Annotated in this window: 26 protein-coding genes and 2 pseudogenes; 6 read left to right on the top strand and 22 right to left on the bottom strand. The window is 69.5% G+C overall.

Annotated elements, in window-relative coordinates; all coding sequences use genetic code 11:
* Nucleotides 1-74: 74 nt before the first annotated feature.
* Both tsf and rpsB read right to left on the bottom strand, forming a co-directional pair.
* Nucleotides 75-890, bottom strand: coding sequence for a translation elongation factor Ts (gene tsf, locus AC5Y4T_RS02245; protein ID WP_499951798.1), 816 nt, complete (start codon nucleotides 888-890; stop codon nucleotides 75-77).
* Between the two features lies 1 nt (nucleotide 891).
* A complete protein-coding gene (gene rpsB / locus AC5Y4T_RS02240) occupies nucleotides 892-1,728 on the bottom strand; it encodes a 30S ribosomal protein S2 (protein ID WP_499919129.1) in 837 nt (278 codons plus the stop codon).
* Nucleotides 1,729-2,019: 291 nt separating this feature from the next.
* Here rpsB and AC5Y4T_RS02235 point away from each other — a divergent pair.
* Nucleotides 2,020-2,505, top strand: a pseudogene (locus tag AC5Y4T_RS02235) (M23 family metallopeptidase); the annotation flags it as partial.
* A gap of 12 nt (nucleotides 2,506-2,517) precedes the next feature.
* Here the strand turns inward: AC5Y4T_RS02235 and AC5Y4T_RS02230 are convergent.
* The 7 genes from AC5Y4T_RS02230 to AC5Y4T_RS02200 all read right to left on the bottom strand — a co-directional run bounded on the left by AC5Y4T_RS02230 (nucleotide 2,518) and on the right by AC5Y4T_RS02200 (nucleotide 9,711).
* Nucleotides 2,518-3,414, bottom strand: coding sequence for a tyrosine recombinase XerC (locus tag AC5Y4T_RS02230; protein WP_499951794.1), 897 nt, complete (start codon nucleotides 3,412-3,414; stop codon nucleotides 2,518-2,520).
* A gap of 32 nt (nucleotides 3,415-3,446) precedes the next feature.
* Nucleotides 3,447-4,607, bottom strand: coding sequence for an alpha-hydroxy-acid oxidizing protein (locus AC5Y4T_RS02225; protein WP_499951791.1), 1,161 nt, complete (start codon nucleotides 4,605-4,607; stop codon nucleotides 3,447-3,449).
* A 24-nt stretch (nucleotides 4,608-4,631) separates the two neighbouring features.
* Nucleotides 4,632-5,489, bottom strand: a complete 858-nt coding sequence (locus tag AC5Y4T_RS02220) for a siderophore-interacting protein (RefSeq protein ID WP_499919121.1) — start codon at nucleotides 5,487-5,489, stop codon at nucleotides 4,632-4,634.
* Between the two features lie 34 nt (nucleotides 5,490-5,523).
* Nucleotides 5,524-6,702, bottom strand: a complete 1,179-nt coding sequence (dprA, locus tag AC5Y4T_RS02215; RefSeq protein WP_499951788.1) for a DNA-processing protein DprA — start codon at nucleotides 6,700-6,702, stop codon at nucleotides 5,524-5,526.
* On the bottom strand, nucleotides 6,699-8,210 hold the full coding sequence (locus tag AC5Y4T_RS02210; RefSeq protein ID WP_499951785.1) for a YifB family Mg chelatase-like AAA ATPase: 1,512 nt from the start codon (nucleotides 8,208-8,210) through the stop codon (nucleotides 6,699-6,701). Before AC5Y4T_RS02210 ends, dprA begins: the two co-directional genes overlap by 4 nt.
* The gene (locus AC5Y4T_RS02205; RefSeq protein WP_499951782.1) at nucleotides 8,210-8,587 is read right to left on the bottom strand and encodes a YraN family protein; all 378 of its coding nucleotides are present in this window, start codon (nucleotides 8,585-8,587) and stop codon (nucleotides 8,210-8,212) included. Before AC5Y4T_RS02205 ends, AC5Y4T_RS02210 begins: the two co-directional genes overlap by 1 nt.
* Nucleotides 8,588-8,730: 143 nt before the next feature.
* Complete coding sequence (locus AC5Y4T_RS02200; RefSeq protein ID WP_499951778.1) at nucleotides 8,731-9,711, bottom strand: NAD-dependent epimerase/dehydratase family protein; 981 nt, start codon at nucleotides 9,709-9,711, stop codon at nucleotides 8,731-8,733.
* 260 nt (nucleotides 9,712-9,971) lie between these two features.
* Here AC5Y4T_RS02200 and AC5Y4T_RS02195 point away from each other — a divergent pair, with 260 nt between their 5' ends.
* Nucleotides 9,972-10,742, top strand: a complete 771-nt coding sequence (locus AC5Y4T_RS02195; protein WP_499919104.1) for a GAF and ANTAR domain-containing protein — start codon at nucleotides 9,972-9,974, stop codon at nucleotides 10,740-10,742.
* A 7-nt stretch (nucleotides 10,743-10,749) separates the two neighbouring features.
* Here AC5Y4T_RS02195 and AC5Y4T_RS02190 read toward each other — a convergent pair whose 3' ends face one another.
* The 4 genes and pseudogenes from AC5Y4T_RS02190 to rplS all read right to left on the bottom strand — a co-directional run bounded on the left by AC5Y4T_RS02190 (nucleotide 10,750) and on the right by rplS (nucleotide 13,211).
* A complete protein-coding gene (locus tag AC5Y4T_RS02190; protein ID WP_003875077.1) occupies nucleotides 10,750-11,055 on the bottom strand; it encodes a DUF2469 domain-containing protein in 306 nt (101 codons plus the stop codon).
* Nucleotides 11,056-11,059: 4 nt separating this feature from the next.
* Nucleotides 11,060-11,867 (bottom strand): annotated as a pseudogene (locus AC5Y4T_RS02185) (ribonuclease HII).
* A 2-nt stretch (nucleotides 11,868-11,869) separates the two neighbouring features.
* Nucleotides 11,870-12,775 (bottom strand): signal peptidase I, encoded by a 906-nt coding sequence (gene lepB, locus AC5Y4T_RS02180; RefSeq protein WP_499919101.1) that lies wholly within the window; start codon nucleotides 12,773-12,775, stop codon nucleotides 11,870-11,872.
* A 94-nt stretch (nucleotides 12,776-12,869) separates the two neighbouring features.
* Complete coding sequence (rplS, locus tag AC5Y4T_RS02175) at nucleotides 12,870-13,211, bottom strand: 50S ribosomal protein L19 (protein WP_067130769.1); 342 nt, start codon at nucleotides 13,209-13,211, stop codon at nucleotides 12,870-12,872.
* Between the two features lie 332 nt (nucleotides 13,212-13,543).
* Between rplS and AC5Y4T_RS02170 the strand changes: the two genes are divergently transcribed.
* Entirely contained in the window at nucleotides 13,544-14,521 is a 978-nt protein-coding gene (locus tag AC5Y4T_RS02170; protein ID WP_499919098.1) for a serine hydrolase, read from the top strand.
* Here AC5Y4T_RS02170 and trmD read toward each other — a convergent pair.
* The 5 genes from trmD to AC5Y4T_RS02145 all read right to left on the bottom strand — a co-directional run bounded on the left by trmD (nucleotide 14,518) and on the right by AC5Y4T_RS02145 (nucleotide 17,268).
* Nucleotides 14,518-15,240: a tRNA (guanosine(37)-N1)-methyltransferase TrmD gene (trmD, locus tag AC5Y4T_RS02165; protein WP_499919096.1), complete on the bottom strand. Its 723-nt coding sequence runs from the start codon at nucleotides 15,238-15,240 to the stop codon at nucleotides 14,518-14,520. The two genes, AC5Y4T_RS02170 and trmD, sit on opposite strands and share 4 nt — an antisense overlap.
* Before the next feature lie 13 nt (nucleotides 15,241-15,253).
* Nucleotides 15,254-15,790: a ribosome maturation factor RimM gene (gene rimM / locus AC5Y4T_RS02160; protein WP_499919092.1), complete on the bottom strand. Its 537-nt coding sequence runs from the start codon at nucleotides 15,788-15,790 to the stop codon at nucleotides 15,254-15,256.
* Nucleotides 15,791-15,814: 24 nt separating this feature from the next.
* Nucleotides 15,815-16,057: an RNA-binding protein gene (locus tag AC5Y4T_RS02155; protein ID WP_003878715.1), complete on the bottom strand. Its 243-nt coding sequence runs from the start codon at nucleotides 16,055-16,057 to the stop codon at nucleotides 15,815-15,817.
* Nucleotides 16,058-16,065: 8 nt separating this feature from the next.
* Nucleotides 16,066-16,590, bottom strand: coding sequence for a 30S ribosomal protein S16 (gene rpsP, locus AC5Y4T_RS02150; protein WP_499919089.1), 525 nt, complete (start codon nucleotides 16,588-16,590; stop codon nucleotides 16,066-16,068).
* A 258-nt stretch (nucleotides 16,591-16,848) separates the two neighbouring features.
* Nucleotides 16,849-17,268, bottom strand: coding sequence for a nuclear transport factor 2 family protein (locus AC5Y4T_RS02145; RefSeq protein ID WP_499951774.1), 420 nt, complete (start codon nucleotides 17,266-17,268; stop codon nucleotides 16,849-16,851).
* A gap of 58 nt (nucleotides 17,269-17,326) precedes the next feature.
* Between AC5Y4T_RS02145 and AC5Y4T_RS02140 the strand changes: the two genes are divergently transcribed.
* A complete protein-coding gene (locus tag AC5Y4T_RS02140; protein ID WP_499951771.1) occupies nucleotides 17,327-18,217 on the top strand; it encodes a D-alanyl-D-alanine carboxypeptidase family protein in 891 nt (296 codons plus the stop codon).
* A gap of 7 nt (nucleotides 18,218-18,224) precedes the next feature.
* Here AC5Y4T_RS02140 and AC5Y4T_RS02135 read toward each other — a convergent pair whose 3' ends face one another.
* The 4 genes from AC5Y4T_RS02135 to ffh form a co-directional block, all read right to left on the bottom strand.
* Nucleotides 18,225-18,827 carry a TetR/AcrR family transcriptional regulator gene (locus AC5Y4T_RS02135; RefSeq protein ID WP_499951768.1) on the bottom strand — a complete coding sequence of 201 codons (603 nt, stop codon included), beginning with the start codon at nucleotides 18,825-18,827 and terminating at the stop codon, nucleotides 18,225-18,227.
* A 1-nt stretch (nucleotide 18,828) separates the two neighbouring features.
* A complete protein-coding gene (locus AC5Y4T_RS02130; protein ID WP_499951767.1) occupies nucleotides 18,829-20,637 on the bottom strand; it encodes an N-acyl-D-amino-acid deacylase family protein in 1,809 nt (602 codons plus the stop codon).
* 175 nt (nucleotides 20,638-20,812) lie between these two features.
* Complete coding sequence (locus tag AC5Y4T_RS02125; RefSeq protein ID WP_499952001.1) at nucleotides 20,813-21,889, bottom strand: metal-dependent hydrolase family protein; 1,077 nt, start codon at nucleotides 21,887-21,889, stop codon at nucleotides 20,813-20,815.
* A gap of 12 nt (nucleotides 21,890-21,901) precedes the next feature.
* The gene (gene ffh / locus AC5Y4T_RS02120; protein WP_499951766.1) at nucleotides 21,902-23,467 is read right to left on the bottom strand and encodes a signal recognition particle protein; all 1,566 of its coding nucleotides are present in this window, start codon (nucleotides 23,465-23,467) and stop codon (nucleotides 21,902-21,904) included.
* 130 nt (nucleotides 23,468-23,597) lie between these two features.
* Between ffh and AC5Y4T_RS02115 the strand changes: the two genes are divergently transcribed.
* Nucleotides 23,598-24,392, top strand: coding sequence for an alpha/beta hydrolase (locus AC5Y4T_RS02115; protein WP_499951762.1), 795 nt, complete (start codon nucleotides 23,598-23,600; stop codon nucleotides 24,390-24,392).
* A 107-nt stretch (nucleotides 24,393-24,499) separates the two neighbouring features.
* A complete protein-coding gene (locus tag AC5Y4T_RS02110) occupies nucleotides 24,500-26,236 on the top strand; it encodes a DEAD/DEAH box helicase (RefSeq protein ID WP_499952000.1) in 1,737 nt (578 codons plus the stop codon).
* Nucleotides 26,237-26,270 lie beyond the last annotated feature (34 nt).

Here is a 26,270-nt window from a genome sequence, read left to right as displayed (position 1 = left end):
ACACTGACGCTAGCCCGCGCGCCCGTCCCCCCGGGAGCTTTCCGGCTTGCGCCGGGGCGGATCGTGGTCAGGCCTTAAGCCTGACCCACCTCGAAGCGGACGAACCGCGTCACCGTGACGCCGGCGTCGTCGAGCAGCGCCTTGACGGTCTTCTTGCTGTCGGACACCGACGGCTGCTCGAGCAGCACGGCGTCCTTGAAGAAGCCGTTCAGCCGGCCCTCGACGATCTTGGGCAGGGCCTGCTCCGGCTTGCCCTCCGCCTTGGCGGTTTCCTCGGCGATGCGGCGCTCGATGGCCACCACGTCCTCCGGCACGTCGTCGCGCGACAGGTAGCGGGCCTTGAGCGCCGCGATCTGCAGCGCGACCGCGTGGGCGGCGTCGGTGTCCGAGCCCTGATATTCGACCAGCACACCGACCGCGGGCGGCAAGTCGGCCGCCCGTCGGTGCAGGTAGGTTTCGACGGTGCCGTCGAAGTTCGCGACGCGGCGCAACTCCAGCTTCTCACCGATCTTGGCCGACAGCTCCGCGATCGCCTGCTCGACGGTCTTGTCACCGACGGTGGCGGCCTTGAGCTCGTCGACGTCCGTGGCCTTCGACGACACGGCCGCGGCGACGATCTGGTCGGCCAGCGCCTGGAACTCCGCGTTCTTGGCGACGAAGTCGGTCTCGCTGTTCAGCTCGATCAGCGCGCCGCCCTGGGCCGCGACCAGGCCCTCGGCCGTCGCACGCTCGGCGCGCTTGCCGACATCTTTGGCGCCCTTGATGCGGAGCGCCTCGACGGCCTTGTCGAAGTCGCCATCGTTGTCGGCCAGCGCGTTCTTGCAGTCGAGCATGCCGGCGCCGGTGAGTTCCCGGAGCCGCTTGACGTCGGCGGCGGTGAAGTTCGCCATTTCAGCCTTCCGTGGGTGGTGTTGGTTCGGGGGCGCCCGCAGCGGCGTCGGTGGGGGCGGTGGCGGTGGCGGAGGCCAGCAGCTCCTGCTCCCATTCGGCGAGCGGCTCGGCGGCCTCGGCTTCGGGCTTGCCGTCGCCGCGGCCGACGCCGGCGCGGGCCTGCAGCCCCTCGGCGACCGCGGAGGCGATCACCTTGGTCAGCAACGCGGCCGACCGGATCGCGTCGTCGTTGCCCGGAATCGGGTAGTCGACCTCGTCGGGGTCGCAGTTGGTGTCCAGGATCGCGATGATCGGGATGTTCAGCTTGCGGGCCTCCGCAACCGCGAGGTGCTCCTTGTTGGTGTCGACGACCCAGATGGCCGACGGCACCTTGGCCATGTCGCGGATACCGCCGAGGCTGCGCTCGAGCTTGTTCTTCTCGCGCGTCAGCATCAAGATTTCCTTCTTGGTGCGGCCCTCGAAGCCACCGGTCTGCTCCATCGCCTCGAGCTCCTTGAGGCGCTGCAGCCGCTTGTGCACGGTGGAGAAGTTGGTCAGCATTCCACCCAGCCAGCGCTGGTTCACGTACGGCATGCCGACGCGGGTCGCCTCGGCGGCGACGGATTCCTGCGCCTGCTTCTTGGTGCCGACGAACAGGATGCTGCCGCCATGGGCGACGGTCTCTTTGACGAACTCGTATGCCTGGTCGATGAAGGTCAGCGTCTGCTGCAGGTCGATGATGTAGATGCCGTTGCGGTCGGTGAAGATGAACCGCTTCATTTTGGGATTCCACCGGCGGGTCTGGTGCCCGAAGTGGGTGCCGCTGTCGAGCAGCTGCTTCATGGTTACGACGGCCATGGTCATGCCTTACTTGTGTCGGTTGTCGCCTGGCATCGGGTGAGGCCGGGCCCTGGCGGCTGCTGCGATGCCGGACCCTGTTAAGGGACCGCCCGGCATGCGATTGCGTTCTCCTCGTAAAACCGGAGACGCGATGCAGACGCGCGAAGTCAGCCCGCGAACGAGCTGCGAGGAAGCAGTTTACACGGATTCAGCAGGTGGTTTTGCCACGCTTCCCCAACCGGGGCCGCTCATCCACAACAGCGGCGCGGCCGGGTAGCCATGCCGGCGCTGGCGCGCTGAACTGCCGGGATGCGGTGGAGGGTGCTGCTGCTCTGTGCGGGCCTGGTCAGCGCGGTGCCGGCGGTGGCCGCCGAGGATCGCCTGGACTGGCCGCTGCGCCCGCCGCCGGCCGTCACCCGTTCGTTCGACGCCCCTGTGCAGGATTGGCATCCCGGCCACCGGGGTGTCGACCTGGCCGGTGTTGCCGGTCAGCCGGTGTACGCCGCGGGCGCCGCGACGGTGGTGTTCGCCGGGGTGCTGGCCGGGCGGCCGGTGGTGTCGCTGGCCCACCCCGGCGGGTTGCGCACCAGCTACGAGCCGGTCCGGGCGGCCGTGCGGGTCGGCCAGCCGGTGACGGCGGCGACCGTGATCGGCGAGCTGATGGCCGGACACGCCGGGTGCCCGGTCGCGGCGTGTTTGCACTGGGGCGCGATGTGGGGCCCGGCCTCGGGTGCGGACTACGTGGATCCGCTGGGCCTGCTGAAGTCCACGCCGGTCCGGCTCAAACCGCTGAACCGCTGAATCGGCTCACGCGCGAGGGTGGGCCTGATCGTGCACCGCGCGCAGCCGCGACACCGCGACGTGGGTGTACAGCTGGGTGGTCGCCAGGCTGGAATGGCCGAGCAACTCCTGGACGACGCGCAGGTCAGCGCCGCCTTCGAGCAGATGGGTGGCCGCGCTGTGCCGCAGGCCGTGCGGCCCCATGTCCGGCGCGCCGTCCACCGCGGCGACGGTCTGATGCACGACCGTTCGCGCCTGGCGAACGTCGAGCCGGCGACCCCGCGCGCCCAGCAGCAGCGCCGGGCCCGACTCCGCGGTCGCCAGCGCCGGGCGGCCGTCGGCCAACCACGAGTCGAGCGCCTCGCCGGCCGGCCCCCCGAACGGCACGCTGCGCTGCTTGTTGCCCTTGCCGAGCACTTTGACGAGCCGGTGATGCGTGTCGACGTCGTCGATGTCCAGGCCGCACAGCTCGCTGACGCGGATCCCGGTGGCATACAACATCTCCACGATCAGCCGGTCCCGCAGCGCCATCGGATCACCTTGCTGCGCACCGGATTTGGCGGCGGCCATGGCGTCTGCGGCCTGGTCCTGGCGCAGCACCGAGGGCAGCGTGCGGTGCGCTTTGGGGACCTGAAGCCGGGCCGCCGGATCGGCGGTCAGCAGGCCGCGCCGCACGGCCCACGCGGTGAAGGCCTTGACCGCCGAGGTGCGACGGGCCAGCGTCGTGCGGGCGACACCGCCCGCCGCCGCGGCCGACAGCCACGAGCGCAGCAGGGGCAGGCTCAACCCGTCCAGACCGGCGCCACGGTCCTCGACGAAGGCGAGCAGCGAGCGCAGGTCGCCGAGGTAGGCGCGGCGGGTGTGCGCCGATCGATTGCACTGCAGATGCAGGTACTCGTCGAACTCGTCGAGGATCGCCTGCACTCCCCCACGGTCGCAGGGCGGAGTTTGGCGCTCTAGTCGACGCGCCGAAGCGTGTCCGGGGTGAGATCTTTGAGCGTGGGGTAGCCGTCGACGGCCATGATGAGGTCCGCTTCGGCCAGGATCGAGCGCAGCACGTGCACGATGCCGTCGACGCCCCCGAGCGCCAGGCCGTACGCATATGGCCGGCCGATGCCCACGGCCGTGGCCCCCAGCGCGAGCGCCTTCACGACGTCGGCGCCGCTGCGGATCCCCGAATCGAACAGGACCGGCAGCCCGTCGGCCGCCTCGACGACGCCGGGCAGGCACGCGAGGGCGGGCAGGCCGCCGTTGGCCTGGCGGCCGCCGTGGGTGGAGCAGTAGATGCCGTCCACGCCGCCGTCCTTGGCGCGCCGCGCGTCATCGGGGTGACAGATGCCCTTGATGATCAGTGGCAGGTTGGTGAGTGACCGCAGCCAGCCGAGGTCGTCCCAAGTCAGCGGGTTTCCGAAGGTCGTTACCCACTGCAGCACGGTGCCTTGCGGGTCCTCTTCCGGCGGGCGTTGCAGGCTCGCGCGGAAGACTGGGTCGCTCGTGTAGTTGCTCAGGCAGAGACCCCGCAGCTGCGGGAAGTTGGCGGTGGTGAGGTCGCGCGGGCGCCACCCGGGAATCCAGGTGTCGAGGGTGACGATGATGCCCTGGTAGCCGGCGGCCTCTGCCCGCTGGACGAGGCTGGCGGCCAGGTCACGATCCTTGGGTGTGTACAGCTGGAAGAAGCCCGGGGTGTCGCCGAACTGCGTGGCGACGTCTTCCATCGGGTCGGCGGTCAGGGTGGAGACGACCATCGGGACGCCCGTGGTCGCCGCCGCGCGTGCGGTGGCCAGGTCGCCGTGGCCGTCTTGGGCGCAGATGCCGATGACCCCGATCGGCGCCATGAACACCGGCGACGGCAAGGTCAGGCCGAACAGCTCCACCGACAGGTCGCGAGCCGCGGCACCGACGAACATGCGCGGTATCAGGCCCCAGTGATCGAACGCCTCCCGGTTGGCCCGCTGCGTGCGCTCGTCACCCGCGCCGCCGGTGACGTACGACCAGACCGACGGCGGCATGGCCCGTTCGGCCCGGGCCTCCAGCTCCGCGAACGCCATCGGCAGCGCGGGCGCCACCCCGCCCAGGCCTTTGAAGTAGATCTCGTTCTGGTAGTCGCCGAATGCCATGGGAAAGACAATGCCAGGCGGGGGTCAGGCTGACGAGTTCGCCGACTCTGCCTGCGCCAGTTCCTTCTTCCATTGCCGGAAGGTCTCTTCGGTGCGGCCGCGGCGCCAATACCCCGAGATGGACGACGCCCACTTGGCGTCCACACCGCGCTCCTTGCGGATGTAGGGGCGCAGATTGTGCATGACGGCCTGGGCCTCGCCGTGGATGAAGACATGCACCTGCCCGGGCAGCCAGGGGGCGCTCGTCACGGCCTCGATCAGCGGCGCGTGGTCGCCGGCGCGGTCCTCGGGAACCAGGTCGGCGCGCCCGCCGCGGTAAACCCAGTGCACCTCGACGCCTTCGGGTGCGGTCAGCGGTATCTCGTCCTCTTGGCCCGCGACCTCGATGAACGCCTTACCGACCGCGCTGGGCGGCAAGGCTTCCAGCGCCGCGGCGATGGCCGGCAGCGCCGATTCGTCGCCGGCCAGCAGGTGCCAGTCGGCGGCCGGGTCCGGTGTGTACGCCCCGCCGGGTCCCATCAGGTAGATCGGCTGACCAGGCCGGGCGGTGGACGCCCACTGACCCGCGATGCCGTGCTCTCCGTGCACGACGACGTCGAGTGTGATGCGGCGCTTCTCGATGTCGACGTGGCGCACGGTCAGCGTCCGCACCGAAGGCTTTTTCTCCGGCGGCAGGTCGGCGAAGCTGTCGAGGGTCAGCGGCCCGGGCAAGCCGGCCACGTCGACGTCGTCGGCGACGAACACCAGCTTGACGTAGGAGTCGGTGAACTTGCTCGGCACGAATGCGTCAAAGTCGTTGCTCCCGAGCACTATCCGCACCATGTGCCGTGTGAGTTGTTCGGTACCGACAACTTCGAAGCGTTGCAGTGGTCGACCCGCCACGTGTCCTCCTGTCCAAACCCCAACCCCCGGTCGACTATACGAGTCGCGTCGTTGATGCGCCCTGACCTGCGGTGACCCGTACTATTCGCCACCGCCCGTCCTGGCGCTGCACCAGGCCGGCCAGCTCGAGCATCGCCAGCGGCCCCAGCGCCAGCTCGGGCATCATGCCCGACGCGACGGCAATCTCGTCGACCGTGGCCGCGCCGCGGCCCGGCAACGCCTCATAAACGCGGCGCTCGGCGTCGCTGAGGCCGTCGAGCGGCGTCGTCGGATGCGGCTCGTCGCAGGCCAGTTCGCCGATGTGACCGACAAGCTCGACGACATGCTCGGCGCGGGTGACCAGCTCGGCGCCGTTGCGCAGCAGGGCATGGCAACCCGCGGACGCCGACGACGTGACCGGCCCCGGCACCGCCGCGACCACCCGCCCCAACGCCCGCGCCCACGCCGCGGTATTGGCAGCGCCGCTGCGCAGCCCGGCTTCCACCACCACGGCGGCCCCCACCACGGCGGCGACCAGGCGATTGCGGGTCAGGAACCGGTGGCGGGCCGGGCGGATGCCTGGCGCGTATTCGGTGAACACCAGCCCCTGCTGGCCGATCCGGTGCAGCAGGGCGGTGTGACCGCTCGGGTAGGGAACGTCGAGCCCGCCGGCCAGGACGGCCACGGTGACGCCGTCGCAGTCCAGCACGGCGCGGTGCGCCGCGCCGTCGATGCCGTAGGCGCCGCCCGAGACCACCGCGACGTCGCGCCGCGCCAACCCGCCCGCCAGTTCACCGGCGACGTGCTCGCCGTACGTGGTCGAAGCGCGCGTCCCGACCACGGCCGCGGCCCGCTGGGCGGCCTCGTCGAGCCGCACGGGGCCCAGCGCCCACAACACCATCGGCGAAAGCATCGGCGCACCTCCGCCGGATCGCGGTGCGGCACCGTGGAATGCCGCGAACGCCAGCAACGGCCATTCGTCGTCGTCCGGGGTGATCAACCGTCCGCCACGCCGTGCAAGCATCTCGAGATCGGCTGCGCTGCAGTCGATCTCGCGCCTAGCCTCGGTACGCCGGGCCAGGCCGTCGTCGACCAGCCCGCGCCGGATCCGCTCGGCGGCCTCCACCGGGCCGACGCGCTGCACCAGAGCCGCAAGTTCGGCGCAGGGCGGCTCGGCCACCCGGGACAGGTAGGCCCACGCGCGCAGCGCGGTTTCGTCGTGCGCCGTCGTCATCGTCGCGCCCCCGGTTGGCGGAAGCTCAGTGCGGCGGCGACTTCATCGGTCCCGGGAGACGTGCGGCCGGCCAGATCCGCCAGGCTCCACGCGACCCGCAACGTCCGGTCGAGGCCTCGGATGCTGAGCAATCCGCGATCCAGCGCCCTTTGCAGCGGCTCCATCGCCGCGTTGCCGAGGCGGAATCTCCGGCGGAGCAGCGCCCCACTGACTTCCGCGTTGGTGCGAAATCCGTGGGGCAGCCAGCGCTGGGCGGCGGCCGCGCGGGCCCGCGCCACCCGGTGGCGGACCTGCGCCGTCGATTCAGCGTCCCCGCCCGCGAACGCCCCCGCCTTCACCTGATGCATTTCCACGCGGAGGTCCACCCGGTCCAGCAACGGCCCCGACAGCTTGCCCAGGTAGCGGCGTTTGGCCGCCGCCGCGCAGATGCAATCCTGCGGGTCAGCAGGGGCGCACGGGCACAGGTTGGCGGCCAGCACCAGCTGGAATCGCGCGGGATAACACGCCACCCCGTCGCGGCGGGCGAGGCGGATCTCGCCGTCTTCCAACGGTGTTCGTAGGGCTTCCAGCGCGCTGAGCCGGATCTCGGCGCACTCGTCGAGAAAGAGCACTCCGCGATGCGCGCGGCTGACGGCGCCCGGTCGGGCCATCCCGGACCCGCCGCCAACGAGCGCGGCGACGCTGGAACTGTGATGTGGCGCCACAAAAGGCGGTCTGGTGATCAACGGCGTGTCGCCCGACAGCAGACCGGCGACCGAGTGGATCGCCGTGACTTCCAGGGACTCGGCCTCGGTCAGCGGCGGCAGCAACCCCGGAAGGCGTTGGGCGAGCATGGTTTTGCCTACTCCCGGCGGCCCGGTGAGCATCAGGTGGTGCGCTCCCGCGGCGGCCACCTCCACCGCGAACCGCGCCTGCGTCTGCCCGACCACGTCGACCAGATCCGCCTCGGGCTCGTCGCCCGTGGGCTGCGCGTCGATCCTGCCGCCCAGGGCGCCGCCGCCGCTGAGCCACTTCTGCAGCTGCCCCAGGGTGCGGACGCCCCACACGTCGATGCCGTCGACCAGGCTGGCCTCGGCGAGGTTGTCCGCCGGAACCACCACGTCCGGCCAGCCGTCGCGCTTGGCGGCCAGCACGGCGGGCAGCACCCCGCGCACCGGCCGAACCCGCCCGTCCAGGGACAGCTCTCCGAGCAGCACCGTTTTCTCCAGCCGGTCCCAGGGTTTCTTGCGCTGCGCGGACAACACCGCGGCGGCCAAGGCGATGTCGTACACCGACCCCATCTTGGGCAGCGTCGCCGGCGACAGCGCAAGGGTGAGCCGCGCCTGGGGCCACTCGTTGCCGCAGTTGGTGACGGCCGCCCGGACGCGGTCGCGCGACTCCTGCAGGGCCGCATCGGGTAGGCCCACCAGGTGCACGCCCGGCAGCCCGGAGGTGATATCGGCTTCGATCTCCACGATCTGTCCGTCCACGCCGCGCACCGCGACGGAGAACGCGCGTCCCAGCGCCATCAGCCGATCCCCTGCAGATGGGTGATCTCGGGGGTGCGGCGACGCCCGACCCGTACCCCGATCACGTCGATGCGGAGCGCCGCGCAGCGCTGGTCCTGGCCGGCCAGCCATAGGCCCGCCAGCCTCCGCAGCCGCAGCACCTTGCGCGGGGTGACGGCGTGGGCCAGGCCCCCGTATCCGTCCCCGGTGCGGGTCTTCACCTCGACGAACACCACCGTCGACGTTGCGTCGTCGCGGGCGATGATGTCGAGTTCGCCGTAGCGGCAGCGCCAGTTGCGCGCCACGATCCGCAATCCCATCCGCATCAGGTGATCCGCGGCCAGCGCCTCGCCCATCGCACCCAGCTGGATCCGGGTCATCGTCGTTTCGGTCGTCATGGGGGCCAAGGTGCCCCGCACCCCCGACGCGACGGGCCATCATCGCGACCCGCGGCCGCGCGCACCGGCCGGTTATCCCCAGTCCGTCGCCCATCCACAGCCGGGCGGTGACATGCGGGTCCGGCCCGCCGACAATTGCGTTCTCACGCCCCCGCGGCCAGCGCTTCCAACGTCTCGGCCGAGGAGTGCAGCGGACGCCAGCCCAGTTGGGTCTTGGCCTTGGTGGTGTCCATTACCATCGAGGTCCGCGCAGTGTGCAGCCATTCCAGCATGGACGGCACCCGCGGCACCCGCGAGATCGCCGCCGAGGCCGCCGTCGCGGCGACCGCGGGGACCCGCACGGGGCGCCCGCCCAGCGCCCTGGCCACGTCGGCCACGGTGACCACGCCGTCGCCGGCGAGGTTGTACACGCCCGGCGGCGCCGGCGCGGTGGCGGCCAGGGCGATCGCCGTAGCCACGTCGTCGTGGTGGACCAGTTGCAGCGGGTAACCCGGATCGGGCACCACGGGCTTGAGGACCGGGACGGCTTTGACCACCGCACGCACCGGACCGGGCAATTGATTCCACGGCATGGCGTCCGCCAGGGCGGTGGCGTTGGGCCCGGCCACCACGCAGGGACGCAGAACATAGACCTCGAGGGACGAATCCTTGGTGATGTCGGCAAGCAGCGCCTCGCAAGCCGCCTTCTGCTCGGAGTAGTAGTGCTCCGGGGACCCCCGGGCGGGCACGTCCTCGGTCAGCGGGACGGGATTGTCGGAGTGGTAGCCGTATGCCGCCACCGACGAGGTGTACACCAGGCGCCGGGGCCGGTCGGCCGCCACCGTCGCCTCGAACACGTTGCGGGTACCTTCGAGATTCACTCGCGCGCTCTCGTCGCGCGAACCCATGATGATGAAGGCCAGGTGGATCACCACATCGGCCTGCGCCACCAGCGCATCGACGGCCGCGCGGTCCAGGATGTCGCCCTGCTGGTAGCTGGTCTTCAGCCAGCCCCGCGACGACGGGTCAAACGGCCGGCGAGCCATTCCGATGATCGCGTCGACGGAGGGTTCGCGCTCCAGCGCCGTCACCGCGGAGATACCGATCTCCCCGGTCGGCCCGGTCACCGCGACGGTCACTCCCATCAGAAAATCCTTCCCTCCCTTGGCCACCTGAAACTCCGCGGGCGTGATAGAACCATCTTTTCAACCTCTCGCGATCCGTGAGCGGTTGGACGTGCGGGCACTCCGCATCCGCAGCGAGGGCTTGGCGGTCGCCGGTGACCGGCCAAGATGCCGAGATCGGCCGCAACCGCACCGACCAGCGTGTAAGGCTGGTGGCGGCGACCGGTAATTTACGGCGATCGGAAGCGGACACACCGCCGACACCGAAGCGAGGAAGCAGCATGGCGGACGAATTGAAAACCGGCGCGGACGCATCCGTGAACGGCGGGGAGAAGGCCGACCCCGCGACGGTTTTCGCCGCCCTCGCCGAGATCATCTACCAGGGCTCGGACGTCAACCAGATGTACGCGGCCATCTGCGTGGCCGCCACCCTGACCGTGCGGGGCTGTGATCACGCCAGCCTGTTGGTGCGCGAGAACGACAAATACATCACCGTCGGTGCCAGTGACCGGCTGGCCCAAGCCATCGACGACCTCGAACGGCGGGCGGGTGACGGCCCGTGCATCGACGCCATCGAGGAGGAGACGCCGCAGATCGACCCGGACCTGACCACGCCGTCGATGTGGCCCAAGCTGGCCAAGGTACTGGTCGCAGAGACTCCGGTGCGCGGCGCGATGGGATTTCGGCTTCTGGTCGACAAGCGCAAAGGGGCCGCGCTCAACTTGTTCAGCGACACCCCGAACATGTTCGACGCCGAGTCCGCCGGCCGGGCCGCGGTGCTGGCCGCGTTCGCCAGCGTCGCCATCAACGCGGTCGCCAAGGGCGAGGACGCGACGAGCCTGCGGCGCGGACTGCTCAGCAACCGCGAGATCGGCAAGGCCGTCGGCATGCTGATGTTGCTGCACGACATGAGCGAGGACGAGGCGTTCGACCTGCTGAGGCGCCACTCCCAGGCGCTGAACATCAAGCTGGCCGATGTCGCGCGGGAGGTCATCGAGCAGCGCGGCCGGCTGCCCAGCCCCGGCGACGACCAGAATCCGGCGGATAGCTAGCGCCGGGCTACTCGGGAAGCCGCAGCTCCGGCTTTTCGACCTCTTCGATGTTGACGTCCTTGAAGGTGACCACCCGCACCTGTTTGACGAACCGCGCCGGCCGGTACATGTCCCACACCCATGCGTCGGACAGTCGCAGCTCGAAGTAGACCTCACCGTCGGCGTTGCGCGGTGTCATCTCCACGCTGTTGGCCAGGTAGAACCGCCGTTCGGTCTCCACGACGTAGCTGAACTGGCCGACGATGTCCTTGTATTCGCGGTACAGCGAGAGCTCCATCTCGGTTTCATACTTTTCGAGATCTTCTGCACTCATTCGCTCAGACGTCCTTCTCCCGGACAGCTCTCCGCGGGAATCCCGGCGCTAGCTGCCGTTCGCCGGGGCGGCAATCCTGATCCCATCTTTCCTCACCGATATCCGTCGCGCTGCAGCGGTGGGTCCGGTTGACAGTCGGCCACCACCCGCTCGCCCGACCCGTTGGCCACGCGCCGCACGTTGATGAACGAATAACGATGCTCGGCGCATGGGCCCAGCCGGGCCAGCGCCGTGCTGTGCGCCGGCGTGCTGTACCCCTTGTGCAGGGCGAAGCCGTAGCCGGGATGGTCGGCTTCCATCGCGACCATCAACCGGTCCCGGCTGACCTTGGCCAGCACGCTGGCCGCCGCGATACACGCCGCGACCGCATCGCCGCCGATTACGGGCAGCGACGGGACGGCCAGCCCGGGCACCCGGAACCCGTCGCTCAGGACGTAGCCGGGCCGGACGGACAGCCCGGCGACGGCGCGGCGCATTCCTTCGATGTTGGCGACGTGCACGCCGCGCCGGTCCACCTCGGCGGGCGGGATGAACACCACGTGATAGGCCAGCGCATACCGGCGAATCAGCGGGAACAGCTTTTCCCGGGCGGCCTCGGTCAGCTTCTTGGAATCATCAAGCGCGGCAAGGCTTTCCATTCGCCCCGGTCCGAGCACACAGGCCGCCACCACCAGAGGCCCGGCACAGGCGCCGCGGCCGACCTCGTCGACGCCGGCCACCGGCCCCAAACCGCTGCGGTACAGCGCGGATTCCAGGGTGCGCAACCCCGACGATTTACGGATCACCGTCCGCGGCGGCCACGTCGTGGCCACGGCTACCGATTCTGTTGCGGGTTCACCGATCCCACGCCGCCCCACCGGGACGGCGGCCACACGATGAACCTTGCTTTCCCGATCACGTTGGACACCGGCACGGTTCCCGACGTCGGGTCGCCGGTGCACAGCACGCCCTTGAGGGCTTCGGCCGGCACGCTGGTGCAGTGCGCCCGCGAATCCGCCGAATGCGTGCGGTTGTCGCCCATCACCCACAGCCGCCCGGCCGGGACGGCGACGGGCCCGAACTCGCTGCCGAGGCAGGGGTACACCGACGGGTCGGCGGCCATGGTGGTGCGGTCGAGGTACGGCTCCTTCAGCGGCTTGCCGTCGACCGTCAACCCGGTGTCGGCCCGGCACTGCACCGTCTGCCCGCCGACCGCGATGACCCGCTTGACCAGATCGTTCTCGTCGGGCGGCACGAACCCGATGAAGGACAGCGCGTTCTGCACGAAGCGCAGCACGGTGTTGTTGGACCGGATCGACTTGTAGCCGAGGTTCCACGGCGGCGGGCCCTTGAAGACGATGACGTCACCGGGCCGCGGAGCGCTGAAACGGTAGGTGACCTTGTCGACCATGATCCGGTCACCGACGCAGCCCGTGCATCCGTGCAGCGTGGGCTCCATGGACTCCGACGGGATCAGGTAGGGCCGCGCCACGAAGGTCAACATGACGTAGTAGAGGACGACGGCGATCACCGCGAGGATCGCGAACTCGCGCAACGTCGAACGCGTGGAGTCCACCGGTTCGCCCTCGTCGGGCCTATCCGCCACCCGCTCCGGTTCGGGGACCTCGCCGGGGGTGGGGTCGGCCTCGCCTTCGCGCGTCTCCGGGTTGCGGGTAGAGACCTTCGGATCTGACTCGCCGGCGTGGGGCTCGGGCTTCGATGAATCCGCGGTATCGGTCACGAGATCAGCGTAGCCAGCGCGCGTCGTGGCCCGATCAACCGGCGCACCGGAGAAACGATGGGACGAATCAGTAGCGCCGCCAAGGCGTCCCGGCTCAGCGCTTCTCCTTGATCTTGGCCTTCTTGCCGCGCAGCTCACGCAGGTAGTACAGCTTCGCGCGGCGGACGTCACCGCGGGTCACCACCTGGATGTGGTCGATGTTGGGCGAGTGCACCGGGAAGGTCCGCTCGACGCCGACGCCATAGCTTTCCTTGCGCACGGTGAAGGTCTCGCGGATGCCGCCGCCCTGGCGACGGATCACCACGCCCTTGAACACCTGGATACGCTCCTTGGCGCCCTCGATGACCTTGACGTGCACGTTGACGGTGTCACCCGGGCCGAACACCGGGATATCGTCGCGCAGCGACGCCTGATCGACGAAGTCCAGCCGGTTCATGCGAGACACTTCCTTGAGGTCGCGGCCGACGGCAGCTACCCACACTCAGGTGTGAGGCGGTCGCCAAGCCGATGGTTTCGGGCTTTCTGGCGTATCTCGCAGCAGGCGGGAAACGGCTCAACCGGCCTGCAACCGCTGGAGACAACTGGTCAATTGTGCCAGATGGGGCGCATACCGCGGAAATCACAGCGAGTCGGCGGTTCACAGCGCGCCAAACGCGCTGGTAAATGGTAAATATGACTGGGGTCCCGCACGGGAGCGTGATGCCCGGTGCCGGTAGCGCGAGGGGCCCCGCTGCTGCACTGTGCCGATGTCACGCCGGAGGAGAGGAAATGCGGGTACATCCGCTGACGCTGATCACCGCCACCGCGGCGGTGACGTTGGTGGTTGCCGCCGGTTCCGAGGCGCTGGTCCAGGCGAAGGTGTACAGCTTGCCGGTTACCGCGCCCGTCCGGGTCGTCTCCGCGCCACCCACCTCGGCTCCCCCGCAGTCGGCCACGCTGATGGTCGAGGCGGCCGCTCCCCCGCAGCCGGCCCAGGCGCTACCGAGCCCGGGATTCGGCCAGCTGCAGGCCCGCGTCCAGCGCGCCGCCGACGAGGCCGCCGGCAGCGGCGCCGCCCTGTCGGTGGCCATCCTCGATCGGTCCACCCATCAGCTGGTCGCAAATGGAAACAGCCAGGTCATCGGCACCGCCTCGGTGGCCAAGTTGTTCATAGCCGACGATATGCTGCTGCACGAAAGCGAGGGCAAAGCGCCGCTGAGCGCCGATGACCGCCAAGCCCTGGACATCATGCTGGAGTCATCCGACGACGGCGCGGCCGAGCGGTTCTGGGGTCAAGGGGGCGGAGCCGCCATCATCACCGAGGTGGCCGCCCGCTACGGCCTGTCCTCCACCACCCCGCCCAGCGATGGGCGGTGGTGGAACACCATGAGCTCGGTGACCGACCTGATTCGCTACTACGAGATGCTGCTGGACGGATCGGGTGGCCTGCCGGCCGATGAGGCCAAGATCATCGTCAACGACCTGGCGCAGTCCACCCCCAACGGGCTCGACGGCTATCCACAGCGATTCGGCATCCCGGACGGCCTGTACGCCGAGCCGGTCGCGGTCAAGCAGGGCTGGATGTGCTGCATCGGCAGCGACTGGATGCATCTGTCGACCGGGGTGATCGGGGCTGACCGCCGCTACATCATGGTGGTCCAGTCCCTGCAGACCGCCGATGACGCCACCGCCCGCGACACCATCACCCGCGCGGTCAAGACGATCTTCCCCGAGGGCCGCATCGACGCGCCCCGGCATGGGCTCTAGCGGCCCGAATCGCCTTCGTGCTCAGAGCCTTCGGGCTCGAGTAGTTCGGGCCGGCGCTCCCGGGTGCGCTGCAGCGAGATTTCCCGGCGCCACGCCGCGATCCGCGCGTGGTCACCCGACAGCAGCACCTCGGGCACGTTGAGCCCGCGCCAGCTGGGCGGCCGGGTGTAGCTGGGACCCTCAAGTCGCCGGCCCAACGCCGGCGAGTGCGAATCCTCTTGGTGTGACGCGGGATTGCCGAGGACGCCGTCGAGCAGGCGCAGCACGGCCTCGATCATCACCACGGCCGCCGACTCCCCGCCGGGCAGCACGTAGTCGCCGATCGAAACCTCCTCGACCCGCATCCGCCGGGCGGCATCGTCGATGACCCGCTGGTCGATCCCCTCGTAGCGGCCGCACGCGAACACCAGGTGGGCCTCGGCGCTCCAGCGCGCGGCCGTCGCCTGCGTGAACAATCGGCCTGCCGGGGTGGGAACAATCAACAGCGTTTCCGCAGAGGCGATTTCGTCGAGCGCCTCGCCCCATACCGGCGCCTTCATCACCATCCCGGGTCCGCCGCCGTAGGGCGAATCGTCGACCGAGCGATGCACGTCATACGTCCAACGCCGCAGGTCGTGCACTCGCAGATCGACGACGCCGGACTGGATCGCCTTGCCGGGCAACGATTGCCGCAGCGGATCCAGATAGGCCGGAAAGATCGTGACGACGTCGATTCTCATATCGAAGATCCCGTTACAGGTCCAGCAGGCCTTCGGGCGGGTCGATCTCGACGGTTCCGTCCTCCAGCGACACCGCTGTGACGATCGCGGTCACGAACGGCACCAGCACTTCCCGATTCCCATCGCCGGACTCGCCCGCTTCGCGCCGCACCGCCAGCAGTTCACCCGCCGCGGTGTGCAACACCTCGGCCACGACGCCGACCTGCTGGCCCGCGATGGTGCGCACGCGCAGGCCTTCGAGCTGATGGTCGTAGTAGGTGTCCGCCTCGTCGATGTCGGGCAAGTCCTCGGAATCGACGACGAACAGGGTGCCGCGCAGCGCGTCGGCGGCGTCGCGGTCCGCGACGCCGGCCAGGCGGACCAGCAGCCGACCGCCGTGCTCGCGCACGCTTTCGACGACACAGCTGCGTTCAGCACCGCCGCGAGAAGCCTTGGCGCGCAACGTGTTGCCCGGCGCGAACCGGGCGTCGGGGTCGTCGGTGCGGATTTCCACCACCAGCTCGCCGCTGATGCCGTGGGCTTTCACCACGCGCCCGACGGTCAACTCCAAGGGAGTTCCATGCGCAGCACCGGCCTACTGGTCGGTGTCCACCACGTCGACGCGGATGCCGCGACCGCCGATCCCAGCGACCAGCGTGCGCAGTGCGGTTGCGGTGCGGCCTCCGCGGCCGATCACCTTGCCCAAGTCGTCGGGGTGGACGTGGACCTCGACGGTCCGCCCCCGGCGGCTGGTCACCATGTCCACCCGCACGTCGTCGGGGTTGTCGACAATCCCGCGAACCAGGTGCTCCACAGCGTCAACGACAACCGTACTCATCGCCGCGGTCAGCTTTCGGTGGTGGGCTCGGCCTGCTCGCCGCCCTCGGCGGGAACCTCGGCCTCAGGGGCGGCGGCCTCCGCGGGGGCCTCGGCCGCGACCTCGGCCTCGGCGGACCCCTCCGCGGCCTTCGCGGCCTTCTTGGCCGGGGCCTTCTTCTTCGGCTTCGCGGCCTCCGTGCTCGGTCCGCCGTCGGCCTCGGCCAGCGCGGCGTTGAACAGCTCCAGCTTGCTGGGCTTGGCCGGGGCGACCTTCAGGCGGCCCTCGGCGCCCGGCAGGCCCTTGAACTTCTGCCAGTCGCCGGTGATCTGCAGCAGTTTGCGGACCGGCTCGGTGGGCTGGGCCCCCACGGACAACCAGTACTGGGCGCGCTCGGAGTCGATCTCGATGAGGCTCGGCTCTTCCTTCGGGTGGTAGCGGCCGATGACCTCGATGGAGCGGCCGTCGCGGCGGGTGCGCGCGTCGGCGACCGAGATGCGGTACTGGGGATTGCGGATCTTGCCAAGCCGGGTGAGCTTGATCTTCACAGCCATGGTTAAGCGCTCCTGTATGTGTCACGCTGCAATTCAGCGATCGGGGCCCGATGCCCGGATCCGGTTTTGCCTCGCGTGTATGACCGGTCGGCGATGCGTAATCGCTCGGCGGACAGCCGCCCATTGTGCCAGACCAGGGGCGGCGATCAGAAATCGCGCGCGCTCAGGGACCACATCACCGCGCCCAGATTGCCGTCATGGTCGTGATCTGGTCGCGAGGCACAGCCCTGACGGCAATCTCGGCGTCGCAACCCGCGCTCACATCACTTTCTGGAAGACCTTGGTCTCCGCCCGCCTGGTCATGCGCCAGCCCTCGGGGGTGCGCACGAACTCGTCGTCGTACCAGAGTCCGCAGAACAGCACCTGGTCCTTGTCGCCGCCCAGCACCATGGGGTTGAAGCAGATCACCCGTGAGGCGGCCGTGTCCCCGTCGATCCGGACCGAGAAGTTGCCCAGCATGTGCGCGTACACCGGGAAGTTGGGCAGCACCTCGGCCAGCCACTTCTTCACCTCGGGGTAGTGGCCCTCGATGCCGCCCAGCGCCGTGTAGTCGATGTAGGCGTCGGGCGTGAACACCTTGTCCAGGTCGTCGAATCGGCGAGTGTCGATGGCGGTGGAGTAATCCACCAGAAGCTGCTGTATTTCGAGGCGGTCGGAGATTTCGGCCAGGCTCAACATGCAACGGACAGTACTGAAGATCTGTCGAGACCAGGGATGGAAGTTAGACTTTGCGGCCATGCGGAAGCTCACGGCCCTGGGATTCAGGATGGGGGCCACCCTGCTCGTCCTCGGTACCTGCACCGCCGTCACCATGTCGACCGCTTGGGGCGACAGCACGCAGCCGGTCGGCTCGATTCCCATTCCCGACGGCCCCGCGCAGACGTGGATCATCGCCGACCTCGACAGCGGTCAGGTGCTCGCCGGTCGCGACCAGAACGTGGCGCACCCGCCGGCGAGCACCATCAAGACGCTGTTGGCGCAGGTGGTCCTGGACTCGGTGAGCCTGGACTCGACCGTCGTCGCCGACGTCGCCGACACCCAGGTGGAGTGCAACTGCGTCGGCATCAAACCGGGCCGCACCTACACCGCCCGCCAACTCCTCGACGGCCTGCTGCTGGTCTCGGGTAACGACGCCGCCAACACCCTGGCGCACATGCTGGGCGGGCCGGACGTCACCGTCGCCAAGATGAACGCCAAGGCGGCCTCGTTGGGTGCCACCAACACGCACGCGGCGACGCCGTCCGGCCTGGACGGCCCCGGGGGTTCGGGCGCGTCGACGGCGCACGACCTGGCGGTCATCTTCCGCGCGGCGATGGCCAATCCGGTGTTCGCGCAGATCACCGCCGAGCCGTCGGCGATGTTCCCCGGCGACAACGGCGATCACCCGATCACCAATCAGGACGAACTGCTGCAGCGCTATCCCGGCGCGATCGGCGGCAAGACCGGCTTCACCAACGCCGCCCGCAAGACCTTCGTCGGGGCCGCCGCACGCGGTGGCCGCCGGCTGGTGATCGCCATGATGTACGGGCTGATCAAAGAGGGCGGGCCGACGTACTGGGATCAGGCGGCGACGTTGTTCGACTGGGGATTCGCGCAGAGCCCGCAGGCCGGCATCGGCTCGCTGTAGCTTTTCATCAGGAGTCGGCACCCGGCAGTGCCGCGGCCAGCAGCGCCATCAGCACCGGAATGCGTTGCGCCGCAATGTCGGGCTGCGGCAACACCCCCTCGATCACGGCGGCCCCGTCGAACACGTTGCGCATCAGCGCCGCCAGGACCGGGACGGTGTCCCGGGGGAATGCGTCGACGCCGGGCAGCGCGCGCGCGGCCTCGTCGATCTTCGCGGCGTACTGCGCGAGCTCGTGTTGCAAAGTGTCCCTGAGCTTTTCGTCGGTACGCGCCGCGACCGTGAGCTCGTAGATCACGGCGTTGACCGGGCGGCTGGTGATGTCTCGCAGGATCTCGAGCACCGCTTGCAGCGCCGGGCGGTCGGCCGGTATCTCGGCGACTCCCTTGGTGAACGACTCCAGCTGACGGCGCAACACCTCCGAGGCGGTCGCGGCCATGAAGTCGCCCATGGTGTCGAAGTGCCGGAACAGCGCACCGACTGAGACCCCGGCCCGCTTGGCAATGACCGCCGCCGACGCCTTGGCATAACCGACCTCGATGATGGTGGCGACGCAGGCGTCGATGAGCCGCCCGACGGTCTCCTCGCGGCGCTGCTGCTGAGTTCTGGCCATGTCAGGCGGTGACTTTCGGCGCGTCACGCTCGCGGCGGGCGCTCCGTCCCGCGCGCAAATACCGGCCCGACCGCACGGATTGCCCGTAGCCGTCCCGGAATTCGCCTTTGGAGTGGCTTCCGCCGTAGACGACCACACCGCCCACACCGGTGGCGACGACGGCGTCGTCGTTGCGGTTGACCATGCGCCGCAGGCCGCCGTAGAACGGCACCGCTTCTTCGTAATAGCCGTCGACGGATTCGTTGAGTCCGGCCGGGTCGATCACCACGAAATCCGCACGGTCGCCCTGCCGCAGCGTGCCCGCGTCGACGCCGAACCATTCCCCGAGTTCACCGGTGAGCCGATGCACCGCGCGCTCGATCGACATGAAGGGAGCGCCGGCGCGATAGGCGTCCCGGGCGCGCTTGAGCATCCGCAATCCAAAGTTGTAGAACGCCATGTTGCGCAAATGCGCTCCGGCATCCGAGAAGCCCATGTGCACGCTGCCTTCGTTGGCGAGCGCGTCCAGCAGCTTAGGGCGATGATTGGCGACGACCGTCGTCCACCGGACGTTGCGTTCACCGTTTTCGACGAGCACGTCCAGGAATGCGTCGAGCGGGTGCAGCTTGCGCTCGTCGGCGATCACGCCAAAGCTCTTGCCGATCAACGACTTATCCGGGCATTCGACGATGACCGCGTCATGGAAGTCGCGGTGCCACAGCGACGGTCCGAGCTTGACGCGGTCGAACTCGCGACGGAACCTGCGGCGGTAATCCTTGTCAGCCAGCAACGCGTTGCGCTCCAACTGGTCTCGCAGGTGCAAGGCGGCCGTTCCGGCGCCGAACTCCTCGAAGACGGGCAGGTCGATTCCGTCGGAGTACAACTCGAACGGCACCGGCAGGTGCTGGAATCGCACATCAGAGCCCAGCAGCTTGTTCAGCAGGCGAGTCCCCGGACCGAACACGTACACCGACAGCGGCATCGACTTGGCGTCGGCGGACACGAGCATGCTCATCCGAACGCCTTTGCCCCAGTTGAGTAATCGGCTGCTGGCCAAAAAGAAGAGCATTCCGGTCGACGGCTTCGCCACGTTGGGGGCGCTTTGCAGGATTCGGCCGCGCTTGCGCAGGACCTTGATCAGTCTGCGCCGTTCTTGCCAAGTCGCGAAGGTGGACGGCAGGGCGCGGGAGCGGAACCGTTCGCCGTCGAGCTTGTCGATGGGCGCGTCCATCCCGGACATGCCGAGCACTCCGGCGTCGAGGGCCTCGTCCAGCAGTTGGGCCATCTTCTCCAGCTCGCCCTGGGTGGGACGCACCGTGGAGTCGGTGGCCCGATCCAGTCCCAGCACCGCGGTCCGCAGGTCCGAATGACCAAGCAGTGAACCGATATTGGGGCCCAGCGGCAGCGCGTCGATCGCCTCGATGTACTCCGCGGCCGTCGACCAGGTCCGGCGGGAATCCAACGCGCCGAAGACGTATTCGCGCGGCACCGCCTCCACCCGGCTGAACAGGTCGGCGGCGTCCTGGGAATCGGCGTAGACCGTCGACAACGAGCAGTTGCCCAATAGCACCGTGGTGACGCCGTGGCGCACCGACTCACGCAGCCCGGGATCCAGCAACACCTCGGCGTCGTAGTGGGTGTGCACGTCGAGGAAGCCGGGAACGACCCACCTGCCGGCCGCGTCGATCACCTCGGGGCAGCCGGTCTCATCCAGCGGCTCCGCGCAGACCGTCGCCAAGATGCCGTCGCGGATGCCGAGCGTGCGCGTCAGGGGCGCGCTGCCCGTGCCGTCGAACCACAATCCGTCGCGGATGATGACGTCGTAGGCCATGGTTCCCCTCTCGTTGCTGCCGGAACGCTAACATAGATAGCAAGCACTCGCAATCTTTTCCGGCAGGCCTCCCGAGTTTCCGCGATGGTAAGTGTGCGACATCCAGGGGCGCCGGCGTCGCAATCCCGGTCGTCCCGGCGCGGCGGGCCGAATGTGCGATGACCCCGTGGTGCGGCTAGGCGGGTGACCGGAAGATGTTGCCGCGCAGCATGATCAGGTCGGGAGTGTTCAGCACGGCGGCGCTCGAGCGCGGGTCGCTCGAGTAGCACAGCAAGTCCGCGGAGGCCCCGTGATCGAGGGCGGGCCGGCCGAGCCAGCGGCGCGCGTCCCAGCACGCCGCGCCCAGCGCCTCGGTGGGGCTCATGCCGATGCTCTTGAGCGCTTCGACCTCGTCGGCGATGCGCCCGGGGGCGACCATGGTGCCGGCGTCGCTGCCGGCGTAGATCGGCACGCCCGCCTCCCGGGCCGCCGCGATCCGGGACAGCCCGCGCGCATGCAGGTCACGCATGTGCGCCGCGTAGGCCGGATACTTCGAGGCGGCCTCGGCGATCCCGGGGAAGTTTTCGATGATGTTGACCAGCGTCGGGACCAGCACGGTGCCGTGCTCGACCATCAGCTCGATCGTGTCGTCGTCCAGGCCGGTGCCGTGCTCGATGCAGTCGATGCCGGCGCTGATCAGCCCGGGCAGCGCGTCTTCACTGAAGACGTGCGCGGTGACCCGGGCGCCGTGGGCGTGCGCGGTCTCGATGGCGGCCTTGAGCACGTCGTCGGACCACAGCGGGGCCAGATCGCCGACGCTGCGGTCGATCCAGTCGCCGACCAGCTTGATCCAGCCGTCGCCGCGCCTGGCCTCCTCGGCCACCGCCTGCGGCAGTTGCCATTCGTCTTCCAGCTCGCGCGAGAAACCCGCCGCATAGCGCTTGGGTCTGGCCAAATGCTTTCCGGCACGGATGATTCGGGGCAGATCGTCGCGGTCGTCGAGGCTGCGGGTGTCGGTGGGCGACCCGCAGTCCCGCAACAGCAACGCGCCGACATCGCGTTCGATCTCGGCCTGGGCGATCGCGTCGTCCAGCGGGATCTCGCCATGCTCGCCGAGGCCGACGTGGCAGTGGGCGTCGACCAGCCCGGGCAGAATCCAGCCGCCGTCGAAGACGGTGTCGGCGCCCGCGACCGGTTCGGCACTGATCCGGCCGTCGACGATCCACAGTTCGATCTCGGTCTCGTCGGGCAGCCCCACGCCCCGCACGTGCATGCGCACCGGCGGCTAATTTCTTCCGGGGTTGCCCGGGAACTTCAGCTTGGACAGATCGAAGTCGGCCAGACCGGGCGGCAGCTCGTTGAGGCCTTCGGGCATCTGGGACAGGTCGGGGAATCCGGCCGGCATGCCCTGCATCAGGGGGTTCCGCGCCTTCGGCGGCGTCGGGCCGCGTCCGCCCTTCTTGCCCTTCTTGCCCGCCTTGCCCTTGGCCCCCTTGGACTTTCGCGTCGCCGACTTGCGGCCCAGACCGGGGATGCCCATGCCGCCGAGCATCGACGACATCATCTTGCGGGCCTCGAAGAAGCGGTCCACCAGCTGGTTGACCTCGGACACGGTGACGCCCGAGCCGTTGGCGATGCGCAGCCGCCGCGACGCGTTGATGATCTTCGGGTCGGCGCGCTCGGCGGGGGTCATGCCGCGGATGATGGCCTGCAGGCGGTCGAGCTGGCGGTCGTCGACCTGGGCTAGCGCGTCCTTCATCTGCCCCGCGCCCGGCAGCATGCCCAGCAGGTTGCCGATCGGGCCCATCTTGCGGATGGCCAGCATCTGCTCCAGGAAATCCTCGAGCGTCAGCTCGCCGGTGCCGATCTTGACCGCCGCGGCCTCGGCCTGTTCGGCGTCGAAAACCTGCTCGGCCTGCTCGATCAGGCTCAGCACGTCGCCCATGCCCAGGATGCGGCTGGACATCCGGTCGGGGTGGAAGACGTCGAAGTCCTCCTGCTTCTCGCCGGTGGAGGCGAAAAGGATTGGGACGCCGGTCACCTCGCGCACCGAGAGCGCCGCGCCGCCGCGGGCGTCGCCGTCGAGCTTGGTCAGCACCACACCGGTGAAGCCGACGCCCTCGCGGAACGCCTCGGCGGTGGTGACGGCGTCCTGACCGATCATCGCGTCCAGCACGAACAGCACTTCGTCGGGATTGATCGCGTCGCGGATGGCCGCGGCCTGGGCCATCAGCTCGTCATCGATACCGAGGCGGCCGGCGGTGTCGACGATGACGACGTCGAAGTGCTTGGCCTGCGCCTCGGCGAGTCCGGCCGCCGCGACGGCGACCGGGTCGCCGGGACCGGATTCGGGGGACGCGCCGGGATGCGGCGCGAAGACCTGTACCCCGGCGCGCTCACCGACCACTTGCAGCTGGTTCACCGCGGCCGGACGCTGCAGGTCGCACGCCACCAGCAGCGGGGTGTGCCCCTGTCCGCGCAGCCAGGCAGCCAGCTTGCCGGCCAGCGACGTCTTACCGGAACCCTGCAGGCCGGCGAGCATCACCACGGTCGGCGGGGTCTTGGCGAACGCCAACTGGCGGGTCTGTCCGCCCAGGATGCCGATGAGTTCTTCGTTGACGATCTTGACGACCTGCTGCGCCGGATTGAGGGCGCCGGAGACCTCGGCGCCCTGGGCGCGGTCCTTGATCCGGGTGACGAAGGCGCGCACCACGGGCAGCGACACGTCGGCTTCCAGCAGCGCCAGCCGGATTTCGCGAGTGGTGGCCTCGATATCAGCGTCGGTCAATCGACCCTTGCCGCGTAGCCCTGCCAGGGCACCGGTCAATCGGTCGGACAGCGATTCAAACACCCCGCCAGCCTAGTGGCAGTGCAATCTGGCGCGAGCGTCACGCTGGCGTGGCCCACGGCGTCGGGCGCCACGCTGGCGTGACGCTCGGCGGGAGGTTGACGGCCGGTCCGCCGCCAGCAAAGGTCAGCTCATGCTCGAGGTGATCGGCAAGGGCTCGTGCACCGAAGCGCATCCGGTGCCGCTGCTCTTCGTGCACGGCGGCTGGCATGGCGCGTGGTGCTGGGAACACTTCTTGGACTTCTTCGCCGAGGCCGGCTACCGCGCGGTCGCGATGAGCCTGCGCGGACACGGCGCCAGCCCCACGGCCAAGCCGCTGCCGAAGGTGTCGATCCGCGACTACATCGATGACGTCCGCACGGTGGCCGACGACCTGGGCGGCGCGCCGGTCCTGGTGGGCCATTCCCTGGGCGGTTTCGTGATCCAGCGCTACCTCGAAGATCGCAGCGCGCCGGCCGCGGTGCTGGTGGGCTCGGTGCCGCCGCAGGGCGTGCTCACCCTGGCGTTGCGGGTGTGGCGACGGCGGCCGTCGATGACGATGGAATCGTGGAGCGATCCCACGCTGCTGAAGTTCCTCGCCACCCCGGCGCTGGCCCGTGAGTACCTGTTCTGCGCCGACACGCCCGAGGCCGTCGTCGAATCGTGCCGGCAACGCGCGGGGGCCGAGAGCGTTCGCGCGGCCATGACCGACCCGATCGTCCGTCGCGTCAGAACCAAGCGGGTGACCACGCCGATCTTGGTGCTGGGCGCCTTGCACGACGGCTTCGTCAGCGTCCGCGAGGTGCGCAACACGGCGCGCGCCTACCGCACCGAGCCGGAATTCTTCTCCATGGGCCACAACATGATGCTCGAACCGGGCTGGGCCGACGTTGCCGGACGCATCCACGAATGGCTGCAGACCCGCGAAACGGTGAGCCCGACACAGTAGCCGGTCGAGTCGTTACTGCGCCGAAAAGCGTTGGCGTGCTAGATTTCACAGCCGCGACTCAATCGAGTCAGCCGCGTCGGCGAGCAATGAACGGGGGGCCTGTGTCGATGCCGCTCGGCGACATCCAGGCGCGGGCCGACGACGCCGGCGTGCTGCGCGGCTGGCAGCGCAGGGCGCTGGTCAAGTACCTCGCCGGCCGGCCGCGCGATTTCCTGGCGGTGGCCACCCCGGGCGCGGGGAAAACGACGTTCGCCCTACGGGTGGCGGCCGAACTGCTCGGCCAACGCGCCGTGGAGCACGTCACCGTCGTGGTGCCCACCGAGCACCTGAAGGTGCAGTGGGCGCAGGCCGCGCAGCGCTACGGCCTGGCCCTGGACCCGAGGTTTACCAACAGCAACCCGCGGATCGCGCCGGAGTATCACGGCGTGATGGTCACCTACGCGCAGGTCGCCGCGCATCCGACGTTGCACCGGGTGCGCACCGAGCAGCGCAGGACCCTGGTCATCTTCGACGAGATACACCACGGCGGTGACGCCAAGACGTGGGGCGACGCCATCCGCGAAGCCTTCGGCGACGCCACCCGCCGGCTCGCGCTGACGGGCACGCCCTTTCGCAGCGACGACAGCCCCATCCCGTTCGTGACCTATGAGGCGGGCCCCGACGGGATACGGCGTTCGCGGGCCGACCACGCCTACGGCTACACCGATGCGCTTGCCGACGGCGTGGTCCGGCCGGTGGTCTTCCTGGCCTACTCCGGGGAGGCGCGGTGGCGCGACAGCGCCGGCGAGGAGCACGCGGCCCGCCTCGGCGAGCCCCTGTCGGCCGAGCAGACCGCGCGCGCGTGGCGCACGGCGCTGGACCCCGCCGGCGAATGGATGCCCGCGGTGATCACCGCCGCGGATCTGCGGCTGCGCCAATTGCGTACGCACATACCGGATGCCGGTGGAATGATCATCGCCTCCGATCAGACCGCCGCGCGCGCCTACGCCGCCCTGCTGACGAAGCTGACCGGCGAGGCGCCGACGCTGGTGCTCTCCGACGATCCCGGATCGTCGGCGCGCATCAGCGAATTCGCCGCGAGCACCAGCCGCTGGCTGGTCGCGGTGCGGATGGTCTCCGAGGGCGTCGACGTGCCGCGGCTGTCGGTCGGGATCTACGCCACCAGCGCCTCGACGCCGCTGTTCTTCGCCCAGGCCGTCGGCCGGTTCGTGCGGTCGCGCCGCCCGGGGGAAATCGCGAGCATCTTCGTGCCGTCGGTGCCGAACCTGCTCCAGCTGGCCAGCGAGCTCGAGGCTCAGCGCAACCACGTGCTCGGCGAGCCGCACCGCATCTCCGAGGGCGACCCGCTCGAGGGCGATCCGGCCACCAAGACGCAGGACGAGAAGGGTGACCTCGACAAGGGGTTCACCTCATTGGGTGCCGACGCGGAACTCGATCAGCTCATCTTCGACGGATCGTCGTTCGGCACCGCCGCTCCCGCCGGCAGCGAGGAGGAGGCGGACTACCTCGGCATCCCGGGGCTGCTCGATGCCGAGCAGATGCGCACGCTGCTGCACCAGCGTCAGGACGAACAGCTGCAGAGGCGGGCCCAAATGCAAAAGGAGGCCGGATCGCGGGCGGGCGTACAGGCCCCGTCCGCCACCGTGCACGGCCAGCTTCGGGAGCTGCGCCGCGAGCTGAACACCCTCGTTTCGATCGCCCACCACCGGACGGGCAAGCCGCACGGGTGGATTCACAACGAGCTGCGTCGCCGCTGCGGTGGCCCGCCGATCGCCGCAGCGAGCCGCGAACAGCTGCGCGCTCGCATCGACGCGGTGCGCCAGCTCAACGCCGAACATTCGTGAGCAAGCGCGGCGAGCCGCTTGCGGGGGACGGGTC

Source organism: Mycobacterium sp. NGS11 (assembly GCF_059813315.1).
Note: the sequence above shows the minus strand (reverse complement) of the source record. Positions and strands in the feature narration are given on the sequence as shown.